Origin of the sequence: Microcoleus sp. N9_A1, from assembly GCF_036701795.1 — a bacterium.
Classification (GTDB): Bacteria; Cyanobacteriota; Cyanobacteriia; order Cyanobacteriales; family Microcoleaceae; genus Microcoleus.
In genome coordinates, this window is sequence record NZ_JAUBRI010000006.1 from 44503 (window position 1) to 62155 (window position 17653).

Below are 17653 nucleotides of genomic sequence, written 5' to 3' on the forward strand. Positions count from 1 at the left end.
CTACTAAGCTAGCCTATCACTTCACCGCAGGAGCGAACAACCGAGAATACTCTTGAGTTAATCTGTTGTGCCAACTATGGGCAGGAGAATTTCAAATTCAGTGTTCTTACCTGGTTGCGATCGCATTCTCAGTTGGCCGCCGTGCTTTTCTGTGACGATTTGATGGGAGATAGCCAGCCCCATACCGGTGCCTTTGCCTGCTGGTTTAGTGGTAAAAAAGGTGTCAAATATCTGCTGGTGATTTTCTGGGGCAATGCCGGGGCCGTTATCGGCAATGCAAATTGCCACCCGCTTGCCGTCTTCGGTTTCTATGACTTTAGTGGTAATTTCGATTTGAGGCTGCCAGTTGTCCAGGCACTCGGTCTGTATTTCTCGATCGGCTGCGTACTCTGTCAGGGCGTCTAGAGCATTAACTAGCAAATTCAAAAACACCTGACTCAACTGACCTGAGTAGCCACTAACTAGCGGCAGTTCGCCGTAATTTTTAACCACTTCTATGCTGTTTTTAAAGCGGTTTTTCAAAATTAACAGCGTCATCTCCACGCATTCGTGAATGTCTGTCTCGGCTGGTTTTGTCTCGTCCATGTGAGAGAAGTGGTGCAGCCCGTTAACTATTTTTAGCAATTGCGAGGCTCCCAACTCCATCCCTTCTAAGGTGATCGGCAAATCTTCTTGTATAAAATCAAACTCAATTTCTTTTTTAAGGGCATCAATTCGGGGACAGGGTGCCGAATATTCTTCTTCATAAACCGACATGAGCTGAAGCAAGTGTTCAAAATAGGACAGCAGAAAAGTTAAATTTCCCCAAATACAGTTCAGCGGATTTCTGATTTCGTGGGCTACTTCTGCTACAATCCTCCCCAAACTAGCCATTTTTTCTGTTTGGATGAGTTTGGCTTGGGTTTGTTTGTGGAGTAACTTATTTGTTAATTGGTGAATTCTTGATTGAGCGACCATTAATTGGTGTACGTCTAACAGCTTGTAGGTCTGGGGGGCTATTTCCACTACTACGGGTTCGTAAATTAATTCTGCTGATCTGTAAAGACATTCCTGGGCGGCTTCTACTATTAACTTACTGGCGGGAAGTACGAGTTCCTCTGGCTTGGCAAACTTGTACAGTACCTCTATTGGCCGCTTGAAAAACATTTCTACTCCGTAGCGGCGGTTAACTTTTTCAAAAAATAGACGCCTGGATATGATGCCGACAAAATTACCCTGATTTGTCAAAATGACGCCGGGAAGCATGGAATTTTCTTCAAAAGCCTTGGCTACTTCTTTTGCCTGTTGAGTTAATTCAATTTGGCAGTTGGAGAGTGGCAGGTCTAGGAGAGTTGATTCTAAGGAGATGTTCCAAGTACAAAATTCAGGTATATGCAACACTGATAACTCCGAGCTAGTCTCACGCACAGCAAACATAGATGAAACCCCTGTTAAAAATTGTATTCATGAACAACTTAAGTTGCTATTAATTCGTAACGGGTAATTGGTAGCGGGTAGTTGCTAATTTGTGAAATTACAACAGCACCCGATGGGCAAACCCGATCGCACTAGCATTGTGTGCTAAAGATTTTGTTTCTAAATCAATATTAAACGATCTAAGCTTTTGTGGAACTTACGGAGTAGGCGCTTTAAACTTTTTACCATGATATACCTGCGATCGCGTGTTTTCCGAAAAATTTTAATATTTATAACGAATTATTGTGATAAGTTATACCATTTTTCCAGTGATAGAAGGGAATTGGAGAACCGCTCGCGGGTTATCAGTGAATATATTGGCATCCTTCGAGGGTTCGAGGATCGGGATTAGCCATCGTCCAGGGAGCTGCAGGCTCCAACTGTCAAGACTAGGGCCCAGGCCAAAATCTGCAGCTTGTACAGCAGAAGGAAGTTCGGCCACGGATTCGCTGTCTTGGGATGTAACCGAATGTAACGGATGGAAGGCTTGAGTTATGTAGGAGAGAAGGAATAAGCAATGTTCCGCAAGGGTTTGTGCAATTAAGAACGTTCTAACCGTATTGGCGGTTGCTATACCACTCAAAAGAAATGCAACTTTAGGCAACTTCCAACCTCGATGGTAGTCAGTTTTTTGCAATCTGCAATCTGCAATCTGCCATCTGCCATCTGCCATCTCAAATCGTCTTAGGGTTCCACCTCCGGCCAAAGGCGTTCTAGCTGATACCGCCAAGCGGCGAGAGTTTTTTCGCTAGACTCTCGCCCTAGTTCCATTTCACCCATCAATCCCTCTGCGTAGAAACGGTCTAAAGTCTGAAGGGTAGTTTCCACAGACTGTCCCTGCATCTTCGCAGCTTTGATGATTTGACGGAGGCGGCTTTCTATCAAACCGCCGAAAAAGTCAGACAAACCTCTCTCTTGCAAAGCCAGCAGTCTGGCGACGGCGGCTGAGAAATCGGCGGCCGCGAGTGTGGCACAACTGTGCTGAAATACTCCCCACAAAACGTTTTGATGTAAGGCGTAGCGAGTTTCGAGGGTGGTGTCAAAGTTAGCTTCTAGCAGTTTATCAAGAAATGGTTGAGCTTCCTGGGCATCGGCGATCGGCAGCAAAATCCGCAGCCAAGTCCCGTCTTCTGAAAGGAGGACTAATAGGCGAAAATTGGGGGTTTCTACTTGCCAAGAAGTGGCAGCAGGCATCTCCACACTGTCACCAAATAAGTCTTTAAGGGTATTGCTAATTTCTTCGGGAGTCATGCGAATTTTAGATTTTAGGTTTGAGGTTTTAGATGTGAAATTGCAGGCTGGCGAGTTGGTTTCAAAAGTTTGTAATATTTACCAGTATGGCTTAGTATTAACTCAATTTCAAATTTCAAATCTCAAATCTCAAATTTCAAATCAATTTAGTAAAAGTAGGGTGTGCACCGCGGACTTTTCAACGCTTGGTGTTTATGGGCGCACCTTAGCCTATTGATATTTACCAATATCGGTCAATCTAAAATCTAAAATCTAAAATCTAAAATCGATTTAGGGGAGCCAGCGGGGGTGATAGCCGGCAAAGGGAAGTTCTTCTGGCTGTAGTTTTGCGCGAGAAGCGTCTGCGGGTATTTCTACTAAGGGTAGCAGCCAGAGGCGGCTGGTGGCGATCGACTGTCCACTATCGTTGCGGGGCCTGTCTGCTGCTGAGGGATTTGCTGCTGTGACTGATTGGTCGAAAATTAATGCCAGCCCGTCGGGAGATAAACTGATTTGGGTATCTAATTGGTTGGGCAAAATCAGCAGCGGTTTGATGGTTCCTACCAAACGAGTACCCTCTTTTTTGAGGTCGATGGTGGCGATGAAAGGCTGTTCTTTGTAGCTTTCTGTTTTGAGGCGTTGGGCTAACAAACAGTAGAGACGCTGAACTTGGTTGTCTTGGTTTTTGCGGGGGTCGAAATAAACGCCCATAATGCTGCCGGGAATACGCAATATTTCTTGTTCTACACCTTGGTTATCTAAGATGAAAAGCGATCGAGTAAAGTCGCTGTTGTATTTAACATAGGCGGCGGCAGAGTTGTCGCGGGCCATGCCCAATACTTGTTCGTATTTTGGCAAAAATTCTACTGGGTCTGCTTCGGGTTTGAGGGGGACGATCGCTAATCCTTGTTTTTGAGATATTACCATCGATTTACTGTCGGGGCGAATCATAAAATCTCCGCCTTGTTCATTTTCCAAGGGTCTGGGCGGCTGTTTTTCTTCCAAAATCCAAGGACTGAAATCGCCGGGATTGCGGCGGTTGACGCGCTGGACAACTATGATTTTTCCGTCGGCTGAGAGGTCGAATTTGAGGTTTTGGTAATCTTTGGAGTCTAAGATTTTGTCGATTCTACCGGCTGGGTATTTTTGTTGAGTTCCTGATCCTGATTGGGGGTTGAGGCCGGTGGTGACTGTGAATAGTTCTTGATTGAGGGTGCCACGAGTACGGGCGATTGATCGATCTGTGGCGGAGAATAAAATGCGATCGCTGTCGGGATACGGTTTAAAATCGGTGACAACTAAGTCTTTGGGAGTCAGTGCTATCGGTTTCGATTCGCTGCTGGAGAGGTTGACTAGCATTAATCTGCTTTCTGTTTCGCCTTGGACACCGATGTAAGCAAAAGCTCGATCGCGGCTGCGAAACGAACTGCTAAACGGCTGCATTGGCGTTCCTTTATTTTGGTTGTTTTCTCCGAAATACTTGTCGGTTGCTCCGGCGAGTTTTACTGTGTAGGTAACGCCGTAGGGTGCTGGATCTTTGAGAGTGTAAGCCATGCGCCTTCCAGCCCAACTAAATTTACCGGGGAGGGGGGGTTCTAGCTTTAAGTTTTCCTCAACGCTGGACTGGTTCATCGGCCGAAAGAAGGTGAGGATAAAGCCGGTATCTTCGGCCCCGATTTGTTTGTTTTCCCAGGTGAATTCTCGCACTCTGGGTGCTGTGCGATCGCCGCTCAGCAGCAGCAGCCCTATTAAGAAGCTCAGCAATAGCATGAGGGCGATCGCCGTGCGGTCGATCGGCTGTTTGAATGGCAGAATAGCGAAGGGTGAAGGATTAATTTTTTTTTTGTTAAAAATACTCACAAATCTTTCTCTCCTATTTCTGCTGAAAATTAACTATAAAATTTTCCCTATTAAATTTTACAGTCCTAGACGCACTCCCGACCCTCAGAAACCTATTTTTTTTACCAGGGGAAAGGACTGCAACCCCTCTTTTGGTAAAAAACCCGATTTCTGAAAGTTGTGGTGCGTCCAGGACTGAATTAAACTCACGATCTTAAATCGGTGGAGTCTGTGGCACTTCCAACAGCATCAACCGATTTGAGATGTGAAATTTGAAATTTTAGCTTGTAGGGTGCCTCAGAGGTAAAAATTGCTCGTTCTAGAGAGGTTTTGACGACCGTAGAGCACCCTACAATTGTTGCAGTTGCGTCCTGGACTGTTTGAGATTTGAGATTTTTAATTTAATCTACAATCTCAAATCGCCAATTGTGCGATCGGTTCAGCGATAACGCTAGCACTTTACCCATCCTATTAATAATCACGACGACCTACTTAGAGCCATTGCACGAATCCTTGACGATTGGTATGTGGGAACTATTATTAACCGCTGACAGTGTATAGGGCGATTCCAGTTCGGGATATAACTTAGAATATTTGCTATCGTAATGCCTGACCTCAAAATAGTTTAAATTTGACGGGTGAGGTTTATATATAGAGAAACATTCCAAAAGACAAAAAGTGGCTGCACTCTCTAAAGGCCCGACATTCACTACTTGATTTTTGAATAAACGACCTGACTTTATCCAGTGTTTCATCTGGTTTTTTGACAAACAGTAAAATGCTGAATGAGGATTGTTAAATTCAGCAAATTTTACACCTTCTATCTCTACACTAGATAGCTTATTTATTAGCAATGGGTGCGTTATCGTCAAATCAATATATCTCTTGGTTCCTTGATACATTTCATAACGATTTGGGTAAAGAATAGCATTCTCATACCCGCTTTCTCTGTTAAATTTTTCTAATTTTTCTATCGTGAAAGCATCGGATAAAATAATGTCATCTTCTATGAATAAAAACCAGTTAAATTCTTCTACTTTTTCGACGAATTCTTCCTGAAGCCTAAACTCTACAAACATCGGGTCGCATTCTGGCTCTTCTTGTATCTGAATGCACTTAATTTGATATTCAGGTAAATACGCTGTAACGTGCCTGTTCGGTAGAGTTTGGATCGCAATAGTCAGGTCGCAATGAGCAAAACTCGCCAACAGTCCATCTATTGTATGCCTGAGTCTTTCTATTTTTGCTGCCCCTTTTTCGGGATTTTCAGATTCTTCAACTGATGTAATGTGTGCGACAGCAGCAAAGATTTTGGGGCGTTCTTGGTCGGGCTGTTCGTTTTCTTTGAATAAATTTATGATGGTTTTTCTTTGATAAAACAGCATCATTTTAATATACCTAATGACCGCTCGCGATATTTCTTGTAACAAAGCAATTTGTAAAAAGATAAAGTGCATTACTTTTCTGTGTGGTGCATTTTCGGCTGACATACAGACAATCTCCTTTTTGTTTACTGAAACAGTTGATTGATCGGTACTAAATCCATCGGTGATATTTTATCGATAGGTAGCCCCCAACCCAGCAGATACATTCTAACGCACAGTATGCCTGCTAGTACCCCTAAGAACAGTGCTGTCAATTGGAGATCCTCCCAAAAACAAGTTAGCTTTTCTTTCCAAAGACCGTAGCTAGTTACTAAATAAGTAGGAATATCACCAACAGCTACAGCAATCACAGCACCTAAATTACCCAGAAAATGATATCCCACCGGGATGCCAATAGCGATACTCAAGAAAGTTACCAGATTGCCCATAGCTGCATATTGAGATTTGCCAACCGCTAACAAACAAGAACCCATCAAATTGTGGAGAGTAGTGTGCCAGATACCTAAAGCCAAGATTGGCATCATCCAAGATGCTGCCATATACTCTTTCCTGTACAGTGTTAAAACTAGCTGATCTCCAAAGCTCACAAAAATTGCTAAGCCTATGGCTAAAGGTATCAGAATTAAGTTGCGGTTTTTAATAATTTTGGCGCGCAATTCTTCCCGAGGCAACTCTGCTAGCATCGAAATAGAGGGGAAAATTACCCTACCTCCGAGGGCGATGATCACTTGGCGTGGCAGATCGCCGAGGGTAAAAGCGATGCCGTAAATGCCCAAGATTGTTAAAGTAAAGATTTTCCCTAGAACTAGGCGATCGGCTTGAGAGCACAGAAAAAATAACATCGTAGACAAAAATATCCATTTTCCATAAGAAAATATTTCTTTAGCGGCTTCTTTATCCCAAGCGAAGCGGTTTGACTGGCCGCGAATCAAAAAATGGCTCCATACTGACTCTATTATAGAGCTAGTCAAACCGCCGGCGATGATGGCCCAGATTGTGGGATTGAAAAAGGCCCAGACAATCATCACTGTAGTTGAAACTGCCTGTATGACCAACTCAAAAAGCACTACTTGCTTGACGCTCATTTTGCGTTCGAGAGTGGATACGGAAGTGGATTTGAACCCTCCTACTAAGGTATTTATACTTATACAGGGAAGCAACCACAGGAGACGGGGTTCTTCATAGAATTTAGCAACTGGCCAGGTGATTACAATTAAACACAACCAAACAAGTAAGCTGCGAAGAACTTGCATTGTCCAAGCGGTGTTGAAAAATTGAGGTTCGTCCCCGCGTTTGTTTTGAATGATGCTTGGGCCCAGACCTATGTCTGTGAATAGGTTGACGCCTGTGATGAAAACGTAGGCTAGACCCACCAGACCAAATAGTTCAGGCAAAAGCAGGCGGGTCAAAATTAGGTTGCTGCCAAATCGAATAATTTGACTGCTTCCATAGCTGGCGATCGTCCAGAATGCGCCTTTGATGGCTAATTTTTTTTCTGATGACATATACTCTCAACTTATTTCCTAATTATGAGTCTAGTTGCTGAATTTGCCGTTGGCAACTTCTACAGGATGCTGCAGCCATTTTTTTAGCTGACTTTACCGTATCTTGATTTTTCTAGGGAGGAAGGGCCCGACGCACATTTTACAATCAGAAAGATAAAATTTAATCTGCAAACGGCTCCACATCTAATAATCATAAGGGTTTTTTGGTTCGGGAATTGGTTTGAGGGAGGATGCTTGAATGATTAATTTGCGCTTACCTTGTAGTTCTTCTACGATTGTTTCTCCTTCTATTTCTAGCCAACTGTCTGGGGCAAAGGTGATGCGGCTTTGACCGATCGCTAATTTGACCGGCAACCCGATCGGATAGGCATCCGCCGCGCAGCAGGTAATGATAAAACGCCCGATCCACATATATTGTTCTGCTAGGTTAGGGGGATGAATTACAAATCCTTGAACCTTGACTTTTTGACTTCTGTATGTATCTGGCTCGGGGTTGAAATTTAACAGCCGCACCCATTCGACGAGCGATCGCTGTTCGGGTTTTGTAATATTGCGAAATTCTTGTGGTTGCAGTCTGGTGATGGGCAGGGATTCGGTGAGACCTCGTTCTAATGCTGTCTGGCTGGTAAATGTGCGTGGCGTTGTTAGTAAACCGATTAATGCGACGCTCAACATTAAGGTGCTGCCGATACTGGGGGGAAACAAAGTAACGTGTTCAATTTCTGTGATTCTGAGAGAGTTATTTGCTGTTGATATCCGCGATTGCTTTGTGGTGCGATCGACCTTTAAGAGTTCCCAAGTTTTTAAACTGCCAATAACCATTAAGCCGATTCCTCCTGCTAGAGTCAAGCCAAAGTAATTGGGGTGAATGAGAATGCTTAATTTCCCGGTAATCCAATATTTAAGAAGCAGTATTCCCCACGCTAAGATAGCTAGGGCGTCCAGCCAGGGGCTAATTTTTTTAATATTCATTTTTTAATAGTCATTGATAATTGGGAATTGAGACGTTGAAGGAAGAAGAAAAAAGGCAGAAGAAGAGGGAATAACGAAGAAGGAACAAAAAGAGGGAATAACGAAGAAGGAAGAGGGGAAAAATAGCTAGCCGTAGATCTGTGACTTCCGTGTCGTGAATCAAGGTATTTGAAAATAAAAATTTTCAAAGGGTATTAGTTGTCTGTTCTAGCTAAGTTATTAACCTAAATGCAAGTTGACAGCGAGGGTCATTAAAAAGGTTAACTGAGCAGCCAAGACAATTAAGTAAATTACGGCTCGACCTTTAAAAATAGAGAGCATTAAACCGATGCCTTTGAGGTCAATCATCGGGCCGAAAACGAGAAATGCTAACAGCGAACCGCTGGTAAATGTGGCGGCAAAAGACAGGGCAAAAAAGGCATCTACTGTAGAACAAATCGATACGACTGCGCCTAATAGCAGCATGGCGAGAATCGAGGAAACGGGGCCTTGGCCGAGGTTGAGAATTAGTTCGCGGGGTGCGCCAACTTGAATGATGGCGGCGATCGCACTTCCGATTACCAAAACTCCTCCCAATTCGCGCAACTCCTGTACCATAGTATCTAAAAGCAGGCGCAGACGCTCTTTAGAAACAGGGTGGAACATCGAGGAACGTTTCGAGGTTTTTTCTGTTTTGCCTGTTTGTAATGGCTTCCAGTCGTCTTGTAGCAAAGATTCGATCGGCACCGCCCCCCCCGGCTGACCGAGCATAAAAGTTCCCGACTGCAACAATAGCGGAGTGTTGTCTTGGGCGAGGTTTTTTTCGGAAAACTCTGGTTTTGGGAGGGGAATCGCGCGGGCTACAGAGGGTTGAAGCAGAGGCCGCAAGTCTTTTTGGGCGCTGAACACCCAGCCGATAATTGTGGCTATAGACAGAGAAAATACCACCCGCAAAACTACAATTTCTGGCTGATCCCGAAATGCCGTCCAAGTAGCCCAAATTACCACGGGGTTGATGGTGGGGGCCGCAAGCAAAAAGCCGATCGCGGCTGGTGCGGGCACTCCCTGCATCAGTAACCTGCGGGCAACGGGCACGTTACCGCACTCGCACACGGGAAACAAAAAGCCGATCGAACTACCCATCAAAGCCGCCAGCAGCGGGTTTCGCGGGATGCGGGATACGAGTTTGCGTTCGTCTACAAAGCCCAGCAGCAAACCTGAGAATAAGACTCCCAGCAGCAGAAAAGGTATTGCTTCTACTAACAAGCTGAGAAAAAGGGTAAAAGCATTGTTTAACTGATTCGTTAGGGCTGGTTGCATCGATCGCCTACTGGTAAATTGGTATTTAGTTTCACGTATTTGGCGGACTCCCTGTCGATCATACCTTCTGCACAGCACTAAATTTAAAATTCCGTTGAAACTTTTTGGCGATCGTCCTCAATGTTATAGCAACCATTAAAAGTTGCAGATTCCAGCACCGGACACGGCAATGTCGCTTCCCTAGCAATGCTCGGCTATAATCTCTATATTTCAACCTGAGAATAATACTCGTTAAAATTAATTTTATATTGTTCTGAAAGACCGGATAATTCTTAATTGTATTGGCGCGAATCATTGGACAAATTAACGAAAATTTAATTAATTAAAGTATCGCAAAATATGGCGTTTTATTGGTTTGTTGCAACGAAAAAATAATTAAAGTGGCAAGCTTGTTTAGACGGCGAGACTCTATGGGTAAACCTAGCGGGGTATTTGAGATTCGCGCAATTATGATTTTCCTGTATCATCAATTAATGATATTTTTCAGCAAAATTGGGTTATTGTTAACAACAGGTTAAGGTTTTAGCCCAAGGTTAACTAATAGTTAAATACTCCAAATAATAGTTAATACGCATCAAGCCGATATAAAATAAAGTCAGGCATAATCGCCAGAGCGCATCTATCTCGGTCATGCTCGAACTTGCCTAATACTTGGAGTGGTAAAATCACATTTTCCACCATAAGTTTTTTGTGTAATTTAAAATGCTGTTTGCCAGAGGGATGTCGGCCAAAGCACTCAGCTACTCACCGACTGAGCTTTGGTAACTGAATGTCTGCTGGCAAATAAAAACCCTAAAAAGCGTGCTGATGAATTTATGTTAAATACTTCTTGCGTAGAAATACCAGTACAACCCGCGTCCGAAGCTGACTCTGGAGAACTTCGTTTAGACTCTACTCTCCAAGAATTATCGCTTTACGATTTTCAAGTAGAAGCTACGGATTTCGGGATGAAAATTTCCCAGATGTTAGAAACTAATCCGCTGTTACCGGGAGTCATTTTGACAAATCAAGGTAAATTTGTCGGCATGATTTCCCGGCGGAGATTTTTAGAATTTCTCAGCCGTCCTTTTGGAAGAGAATTATTTTTAAAACGACCTGTGAAGGCTTTATACCGCTTTGCTGAAATTGAGACTTTGATCTTTCCCAGCAATACTTTAATCGTGGATGCAGCCCGCAAGTCGCTGCAGCGCTCGAAAGAACTGCTTTACGAGCCGATTGTGGTTCAAGTGTCGCCCCAAACTTATACTTTGGTAGATGTACGCGAACTGTTAGTGGCCCAGTCAAACATTCACGAATTAGCGACAAAATTGCTGAGGCAGCAAACTCAATCTCAACTAATTCAAACCGAAAAATTGGCCAGTTTGGGGCAGATGGTAGCTGGAGTCGCTCACGAAATTAGAAACCCTGTCACCTGCATCAGCGGAAATCTCGGCTTTTTGTCTAACTACTCGAAAGACATCATGGAGTTGCTGTCGGCTTACGAGCAAATTGTCGGGCCTAGCGAAAAAATTCACGCACTCAAAGCAAACATAGAATTTGATTTTTTGCAAGAAGATTGGGTGGAAATTCTCAAAAGTATGAAGGTTTCATCAGAGAGACTGAGGGAACTTGTCACCAGCCTGCACACCTTTTCTCACATGGACGAAACTCACTTGAAAGAAGCTAACCTCCATGAATGTATTGACAGTACGCTGCTAATCATGAAAAACCGTCTTAAGTACGGGTTTAAAGTAGTTAAAAAGTATGGGGATTTGCCTTTGGTCAAGTGTTACTCTGGTCAGTTGAGTCAGGTATTTATGAATATCGTCAGCAATGCGATCGATGCTTTGGAAGAGGTAAAAGGAGAAATAGGTTTTGTACCTGCGATTACGATTGAAACTGAGCTAATAGACAGTTCTGACGGAGACTTCGTGAATTCGGAATTACTTCAAAATTATGTTTTGGGCGATGGCGTTCCGCCCCGCAAGCTACGACAAAATGCAAAACAGCTATCGTCCGCCAGCCAAAACGGCGACTTCTGCCCAGAAGCAGCGGAAAAAAATCAAAATAACGCTTGGATAGCCATCCGAATTGCCGATAACGGGCCGGGAATTCCGCCAGAAATTCAACGGCGGATTTTTGAGACATTTTTTACCACTAAACCTGCCGGGAAAGGTACCGGTTTGGGGTTGGCAATTACCCATCAAATTGTTACGGAAAAGCATAAAGGCAAGTTAAATTTGCATTCTACGCCCGGTACAGGTACTGAGTTTGAAATTTTGTTGCCATTGATTTGAAGGCTGTTCAGGATTAAGTAACGAAGTATTTTTGTAGAGTAATTACGCAACTGTCACATTCAATAAAGGTATGTTGTTGGGCTTGGGCGCTACTATATATAAGAGCCCTAAAGCGCAACAACGTACCTAAACAGATCCCTATGAGATTTTCGATAATGATTGAGAATTACTAAACTGACGCACTCTACGGGTGTCAACTCTTCCTTGTTGCTTGAGTCAACTGTCAACTGCCAACTGACAACTGCCAACTGACAACTGCCAACTGACAACTGTCAACTGTCAACTGTCAACTGTCAATTAAGCTCTTAGCTGAACTGGCATCACTAAGAATGTAGCATTGACTCCGCCCAAAGGTTGAAAAATTACAGGAGCAAGAGCACCGTTTAATTGCAGTTGAATTTCGGGAGACTGAGCTGTTTTCAAAATGTCAATTAAGTATTTCACGTTGAAAGCAATATCTATGCTATCTCCGGAAATCTGTGCCGGCATTGACTCTTTGCCGCAGCCGACATCTTTGGCATCTACCGACAAAGTAATTTCCTGATTTTCCTCGTCGATGCTGCATTTGAGGATATTATTTTTTTGGTCGGCAAAGACTGCTATTCTTTCGACGGCTGCTAAGAGCGATCGCCTTTCTAGAGTAATTTGCCGCTCAAAGGAGGGCGGAATTAACTGGCGGTATGCGGGATATTGCCCTTCTAAGGTGCGGGTTGTCAGCCGCTGGTCTGCCCATTCAAACACTACTTGACCGTGTTCAAAATGCAGGGTTACAGGTTCAGTCCACTGCCGCATCACCAGCATTCTTTCTACTTCCCGCAATGCTTTAGCGGGGACTGTTACCTCAAATTCTTCTTGGGTTTCTTCGCCTTCAGCTTTTTCATTGGCAGTTTGAACTACTGCCAATCTGTGGCCGTCTGTAGCTGCAAATTCCAAGCAATCTTGCAATACCTTTAAATGCACGCCTGCAAGTACCTGTTTTGCCTCGTCGGGGCTAGTAGCAAATAAAGTTCCTTTGAGTCCTTCTATCAAGGCTTCCGGTGGCAATTTGAGGATTGTTCCGGCTTCTATTGCAGGCAATTCTGGGAATTCTTCTGGGCCCATGCCTCTGACTTGGTAGCTGCCAGAACTGCAAGTGAGATATGCTACGGTGTCTCCGGCTTCGTCTTCTAAAGTAATCTCTCCATCTGGGAGTCTGGAAACAATATCGTTGAGCAATTTAGCGGGTATGGTAAAACTGCCGCCGCCGGTCACTTCTGCTGCAAAGCTGGTACGAATGCCTAAACTGAGATCGAAAGCTGTCAAGCTAACCCGCTGATTTTCCTCATCCGCTACTAAGAGCACGTTGGCTAGTACCGGATGTGTCGGGCGGGAGGGAACGGCCCGACTTACCAACGAGAGGTTGGCGTTGAGGTCACTTTGGGTGCAAACCAATTTCATGGGTGGAAGGTTAATTAACCGGATTTGAAACAGAAACAAATCGTATCACAGAAAGCTGATGACAGTTGACAGTTGACAGTTGACAGTTGACAGTTGGCAGTTGGCAGTTGGCAGTTGGCAGTTGTCAGTTGTCAGTTGAGAGTTTACCGAAGCAACCAGGAAGAGTTGGCAGTTGGCGGAACAGTTTTTTTTTATTGAATTATTTTTGTGCGATCGCCCTGTGGAAACTGTGGAAAAATAAAATAATTGCTTGCTGTGCTTGAGTTGTCGCTCATAAATGCCTGTGGAAAACTTGTGGAAAAGCTGGCTAAAGTCGATCGCCCTTCCATTTTTGTGCACAAAAATGGAAGGGCGATCGAGTAAAGTTTTCCACAAATGGAGGGCAAATTTTCCACAGGTTTTTCCACAGGCTAGCTGCTACGCATAGAGAGTGTCGGTTATGCGAGAGTTACCCCTTCGATGATTCGGATCTTGAAATCGCTGCATAGAGTCATTGGTGTGACAACTGACTGACAACTGACAACTGACTGACTGACAACTGACAACTGACTAATGACTTCTTCTCAACTTTTGCGGCTAATAACGTTAATTCGATCGCTCAACTGACGCAAAGTTTGGGCCAAATTCGGGTCAGTGTTCCGCAACTGAGCAATTTTGTCACAACTGTAAAGCACAGTTGTGTGATCTTTGCCGCCGAAAACTTCGCCAACTTTCGGCAAACTCAAACCAGTGTGCTGCCGAATTAAATACATCCCTATTTGACGGGCAAAGCTAATTTCTCGCCTGCGGGAAATGCCTTTCAAATCTTCAACAGAAACATCAAACGCCTCGGCCACAACTGCAATTACTGCATCGGGAGTCGCCTCTACGCTTTCAGTTTGCGGGTTCAAAACCGGGGTGATATTCTCCACGGTCATCGGCAAACCGGTAATTGAAAGATATGCTACCGCCCGAATCAAAGCTCCTTCTAATTCCCGAACGTTGGAAGTGTAACTAGAAGCAATATATTCAATGACATCTCGCGGCAGCCTCATATTTTCATATTCAGATTTTTTCTGCAAAATTGCCATCCGCGTTTCCAAGTCTGGCAATTGAATATCAGCAATTAATCCCATCGAAAATCGGGAACACAAGCGCTCTTGCAGACGGGGGATTTGCTGCGGCGGACGATCGGAAGCTAAAACTACTTGGTTTCCCGATTCGTGCAAAGTATTAAAAGTGTGAAAAAACTCTTCTTGAGTGTATTCTTTGCCTTCTATAAATTGAATGTCATCTATTAATAAAACATCGGCTGCGCGATAATGATCGCGGAAAGCTTGCATACTATCTTTGCGAATGGCTGCAATCAAATCGTTGGTAAATTTTTCAGTAGAAACGTAAAAAATTTTGGCGTTGGGGTCAATTTCTAAGCGGTAATGACCGATCGCCTGCATGAGATGAGTTTTGCCCAAACCGACGCCGCCGCACAAAAATAGGGGATTGAATTCTCGGCCCGGAGACTCGGCTACGGCGAGGGATGCTGCGTGGGCCATGCGGTTGTTGGAACCGACGACAAAGCGGGAAAATAGGTATTTTGGGTTTAAATGCGCTGGTTTAGGTGGGTGTAGCGAGTGGCTTTCGGGGCTATCGGCGATCGGGGATGCCCAAATCATGGCGGAGTCGTTGCTGCCACCTGTTTCATTTCCCCCGGCAATTGTCAAGTAAATGTCTACGGGATAGCCGAGAATTTCTTCGACTGCATCGGCAAGGATTTCTCTGTAATATTTTTGCAACCAATTGCGAGCAAAGGGGTTGGGGGCGCTGACGATCAAACAGTTATTTTCGAGTTGTTCGGCTGTAGCTGTTTTGATCCACGTCTCAAAGCTAGGTCTGCTCAGTTGTACCTGGAGACGTTCAAGTATCTGATTCCACAGACTTTCGAGGGTAATGTCCACTGCTTACCTTTGCCGATCGGCATTTAAAGAGATTGAATTTGTCTTCTCGAAAACTCAGTTTAATCGAATTGGCGATTTTGAAGGTTGATCGATCGATCAACAATGCTAAAGTTTAAGGGAGTCTGCCGTAGCTTGCGGGGCGGGACGCCATCGCCCAAAATTTTGCGGCAATGAGGCAAAAAACAGGTATCAGAGAGAAGCTCTAAACAAGTATTTATATTCGGCAGGAAAGCCTAAAAACATGGCTATGAAGAGTTCTACTGGCAAGTTTTGGAAGCAACCGGCAATTTACATATTGCTGCTGGCAACGGGAGCTGGGGCCGCCATGTTGGGCGATCGTCTGACGGTTTCTCAATTTCGTGCAAATTCTGGCGACTCGGGACAAAGGGCGCTGGAACCGAAATTGCAACTGCCTCCTAGTACAAAGGATCGAGTTAGCAAAGTCTTGCCGCCTGCTTCCTTGTCGGGCGACGGGGCTAATGTGAATTTTATTGTGGCTGCGGTGGCAAAAGTTGGCCCGGCAGTGGTTCGGATCGATGCTTCGCGCCGGGTGAAACCGGGAAATAGAGGGCTGTCGCCGGAAGATTTTTTTGGTGCAGATCCGAATTCGGGCGGCCGGGGCGGGATCGAACGCGGCACTGGTTCGGGTTTTGTCATTGGTGCCGACGGCGTGATTCTCACTAACGCTCACGTTGTAGAGGGAGCCGATACGGTAAATGTAACTCTCAAGGATGGCCGCAGCTTTCAGGGGCGGGTGTTGGGGGCGGATAAGGTGACGGATGTGGCTGTGGTGAAGATTGAGGCGAACGCTCTACCTGTGGTGGCGATCGGCAATTCGGATCAGCTGTTGTCTGGGGAATGGGCGATCGCGATCGGCAATCCTTTGGGTTTGGACAATTCCGTCACTGCGGGGATTATTAGCGCTACGGGGCGATCGAGCTCTGATGTGGGCGTGCCCGACAAGCGCATCGGTTTTATTCAAACAGACGCTGCAATCAATCCGGGGAATTCCGGCGGCCCGCTGCTGAATGCTTCGGGGGAAGTTATTGGGATGAATACGGCAATTATTCAAGGTGCTCAAGGATTGGGGTTTGCGATTCCGATTCAGGCGGCCCAACAGGTGGCGCAGGAACTGATTTCGACGGGGAAAGTCGAACACGCTTATTTGGGCATTGAAATGGCGACGCTGACTCCTGAAGTTAAGCAGCAAATTAACAGCAATGCTAATAGCAATCTGCGAGTTGCAGTCGAGCGGGGTGTGGCGATTGTGAGCGTGGTTCCTAATTCTCCGGCGGCGGCGGCAGGTTTGCGGGCTGGAGATGTGATTCAAAAGCTTAACAATCAGCCGATTATTCAGTCGGAAGCTGTTCAGGATTTCGTGCAAAATGCGAAAGTTGGCGGTCTTTTGCAAATGGAGATTAATCGGAATGGACAAATAGTTAATTTGACTGTAAAACCGGGGAGTTTGCCGGTGCAAAAAATTCGATAGGAAGAAAGAAGGAAGATTAATTACCAATTCCTCATTACCCATTCCTTTCAGTTTTACCTCAAACGTAGTTAGAGACTGCTGTTTGACGATTAGGCCCAGATCCCCCCTAACCCCCCTTAAGAAGGGGGGGACAAGATTCTGATCAAAGTCCCCCTTCTTAAGGGGGATTTAGGGGGATCTGGCCTCGGATAAAAACGAGATTTTTTAATGCTTCCAGGCTTAACTTAACACCAATAACTAATTAATATGCCAGAAATCTTGCAAATTTCACAATTAGGAAATCCCGTATTACGCCAACCGTCGCAAGTTGTGGAGAATGTGAAGGACGATCGCATTCAACAGCTAATCGACAACCTGATTTTTACCGTACAACAGGCGAACGGAGTAGGGATTGCGGCCCCCCAAGCGGCGAAGGGCGATCGGCTGTTCATCGTCGCATCCCGCCCCAACCTGCGCTATCCCCAAGCGCCGAAGATGGAACCGACGGCGATGATTAATCCCCGGATTCTCGCTGTATCAACAGAGACGGTCAAAGACTGGGAAGGCTGTTTGAGCATTCCGGGGATTCGCGGGTTGGTGCCGAGAAGTAGGGCGATCGAGATAGAATACACCAGTAGAGACGGCAAACTCCACCGACAAGAATTGACCGACTTTGTAGCCCGTATTTTTCAACACGAACACGACCATTTAGATGGCATCGTGTTTTTAGACAGAGTGGAAAATACCCACGAACTGATGACAGAGGATGAGTACCAGCAGCAATTTGTCAAGCTCCTGTGATAATTGATATAATGGCGATCGGTAACTAAAATTGATTTTGTGAATAGGAGGG

Annotated in this window: 13 protein-coding genes; 3 read left to right on the forward strand and 10 right to left on the reverse strand. The window is 45.0% G+C overall.

Annotation, left to right across the window (positions count from 1 at the left end; all coding sequences use genetic code 11):
* Positions 1–57 precede the first annotated feature (57 nt).
* The 7 genes from QUA58_RS04220 to QUA58_RS04250 form a co-directional block, all read right to left on the reverse strand.
* Positions 58–1416 carry an ATP-binding protein gene (locus QUA58_RS04220; RefSeq protein WP_445301861.1) on the reverse strand — a complete coding sequence of 453 codons (1359 nt, stop codon included), beginning with the start codon at positions 1414–1416 and terminating at the stop codon, positions 58–60.
* A 723-nt stretch (positions 1417–2139) separates the two neighbouring features.
* Entirely contained in the window at positions 2140–2706 is a 567-nt protein-coding gene (locus tag QUA58_RS04225; RefSeq protein ID WP_333251940.1) for a hypothetical protein, read from the reverse strand.
* Positions 2707–2976: 270 nt separating this feature from the next.
* Positions 2977–4545 (reverse strand): hypothetical protein, encoded by a 1569-nt coding sequence (locus QUA58_RS04230; RefSeq protein WP_333251941.1) that lies wholly within the window; start codon positions 4543–4545, stop codon positions 2977–2979.
* Positions 4546–5012: 467 nt separating this feature from the next.
* A complete protein-coding gene (locus tag QUA58_RS04235) occupies positions 5013–6014 on the reverse strand; it encodes a hypothetical protein (RefSeq protein WP_333393138.1) in 1002 nt (333 codons plus the stop codon).
* Positions 6015–6034: 20 nt separating this feature from the next.
* On the reverse strand, positions 6035–7414 hold the full coding sequence (locus QUA58_RS04240) for an oligosaccharide flippase family protein (protein WP_333251943.1): 1380 nt from the start codon (positions 7412–7414) through the stop codon (positions 6035–6037).
* A gap of 183 nt (positions 7415–7597) precedes the next feature.
* Entirely contained in the window at positions 7598–8386 is a 789-nt protein-coding gene (locus tag QUA58_RS04245) for a TIGR03943 family putative permease subunit (RefSeq protein WP_333251944.1), read from the reverse strand.
* A gap of 219 nt (positions 8387–8605) precedes the next feature.
* A complete protein-coding gene (locus QUA58_RS04250) occupies positions 8606–9685 on the reverse strand; it encodes a permease (RefSeq protein WP_333251945.1) in 1080 nt (359 codons plus the stop codon).
* A gap of 815 nt (positions 9686–10500) precedes the next feature.
* Here QUA58_RS04250 and QUA58_RS04255 point away from each other — a divergent pair.
* Positions 10501–11961: an ATP-binding protein gene (locus QUA58_RS04255; protein WP_333251946.1), complete on the forward strand. Its 1461-nt coding sequence runs from the start codon at positions 10501–10503 to the stop codon at positions 11959–11961.
* A gap of 297 nt (positions 11962–12258) precedes the next feature.
* Here QUA58_RS04255 and dnaN read toward each other — a convergent pair whose 3' ends face one another.
* The 3 genes from dnaN to dnaA form a co-directional block, all read right to left on the reverse strand.
* Positions 12259–13398: a DNA polymerase III subunit beta gene (dnaN, locus tag QUA58_RS04260; RefSeq protein WP_333251947.1), complete on the reverse strand. Its 1140-nt coding sequence runs from the start codon at positions 13396–13398 to the stop codon at positions 12259–12261.
* A gap of 45 nt (positions 13399–13443) precedes the next feature.
* Positions 13444–13773: a hypothetical protein gene (locus QUA58_RS04265; RefSeq protein ID WP_333251948.1), complete on the reverse strand. Its 330-nt coding sequence runs from the start codon at positions 13771–13773 to the stop codon at positions 13444–13446.
* Between the two features lie 188 nt (positions 13774–13961).
* A complete protein-coding gene (gene dnaA / locus QUA58_RS04270; RefSeq protein WP_333251949.1) occupies positions 13962–15332 on the reverse strand; it encodes a chromosomal replication initiator protein DnaA in 1371 nt (456 codons plus the stop codon).
* 247 nt (positions 15333–15579) lie between these two features.
* Between dnaA and QUA58_RS04275 the strand changes: the two genes are divergently transcribed.
* Together QUA58_RS04275 and def are read left to right on the forward strand one after the other, a co-directional pair.
* Entirely contained in the window at positions 15580–16821 is a 1242-nt protein-coding gene (locus QUA58_RS04275; RefSeq protein ID WP_333393139.1) for an HhoA/HhoB/HtrA family serine endopeptidase, read from the forward strand.
* 246 nt (positions 16822–17067) lie between these two features.
* Positions 17068–17601 (forward strand): peptide deformylase, encoded by a 534-nt coding sequence (gene def / locus QUA58_RS04280; protein WP_333251951.1) that lies wholly within the window; start codon positions 17068–17070, stop codon positions 17599–17601.
* Positions 17602–17653 lie beyond the last annotated feature (52 nt).

Bases quoted from the DNA above. Each gene is read 5' to 3' on its own strand.
- QUA58_RS04220 (WP_445301861.1), bottom strand. From the start codon at position 1,416: ATGTTTGCTGTGCGTGAGACTAGCTCGGAGTTATCAGTGTTGCATATA.
- QUA58_RS04225 (WP_333251940.1), bottom strand. From the start codon at position 2,706: ATGACTCCCGAAGAAATTAGCAATACCCTTAAAGACTTATTTGGTGAC.
- QUA58_RS04235 (WP_333393138.1), bottom strand. From the start codon at position 6,014: ATGTCAGCCGAAAATGCACCACACAGAAAAGTAATGCACTTTATCTTT.
- QUA58_RS04240 (WP_333251943.1), bottom strand. From the start codon at position 7,414: ATGTCATCAGAAAAAAAATTAGCCATCAAAGGCGCATTCTGGACGATC.
- QUA58_RS04245 (WP_333251944.1), bottom strand. From the start codon at position 8,386: ATGAATATTAAAAAAATTAGCCCCTGGCTGGACGCCCTAGCTATCTTA.
- QUA58_RS04250 (WP_333251945.1), bottom strand. From the start codon at position 9,685: ATGCAACCAGCCCTAACGAATCAGTTAAACAATGCTTTTACCCTTTTT.
- QUA58_RS04255 (WP_333251946.1), top strand. From the start codon at position 10,501: ATGTTAAATACTTCTTGCGTAGAAATACCAGTACAACCCGCGTCCGAA.
- dnaN (WP_333251947.1), bottom strand. From the start codon at position 13,398: ATGAAATTGGTTTGCACCCAAAGTGACCTCAACGCCAACCTCTCGTTG.
- QUA58_RS04275 (WP_333393139.1), top strand. From the start codon at position 15,580: ATGAAGAGTTCTACTGGCAAGTTTTGGAAGCAACCGGCAATTTACATA.
- def (WP_333251951.1), top strand. From the start codon at position 17,068: ATGCCAGAAATCTTGCAAATTTCACAATTAGGAAATCCCGTATTACGC.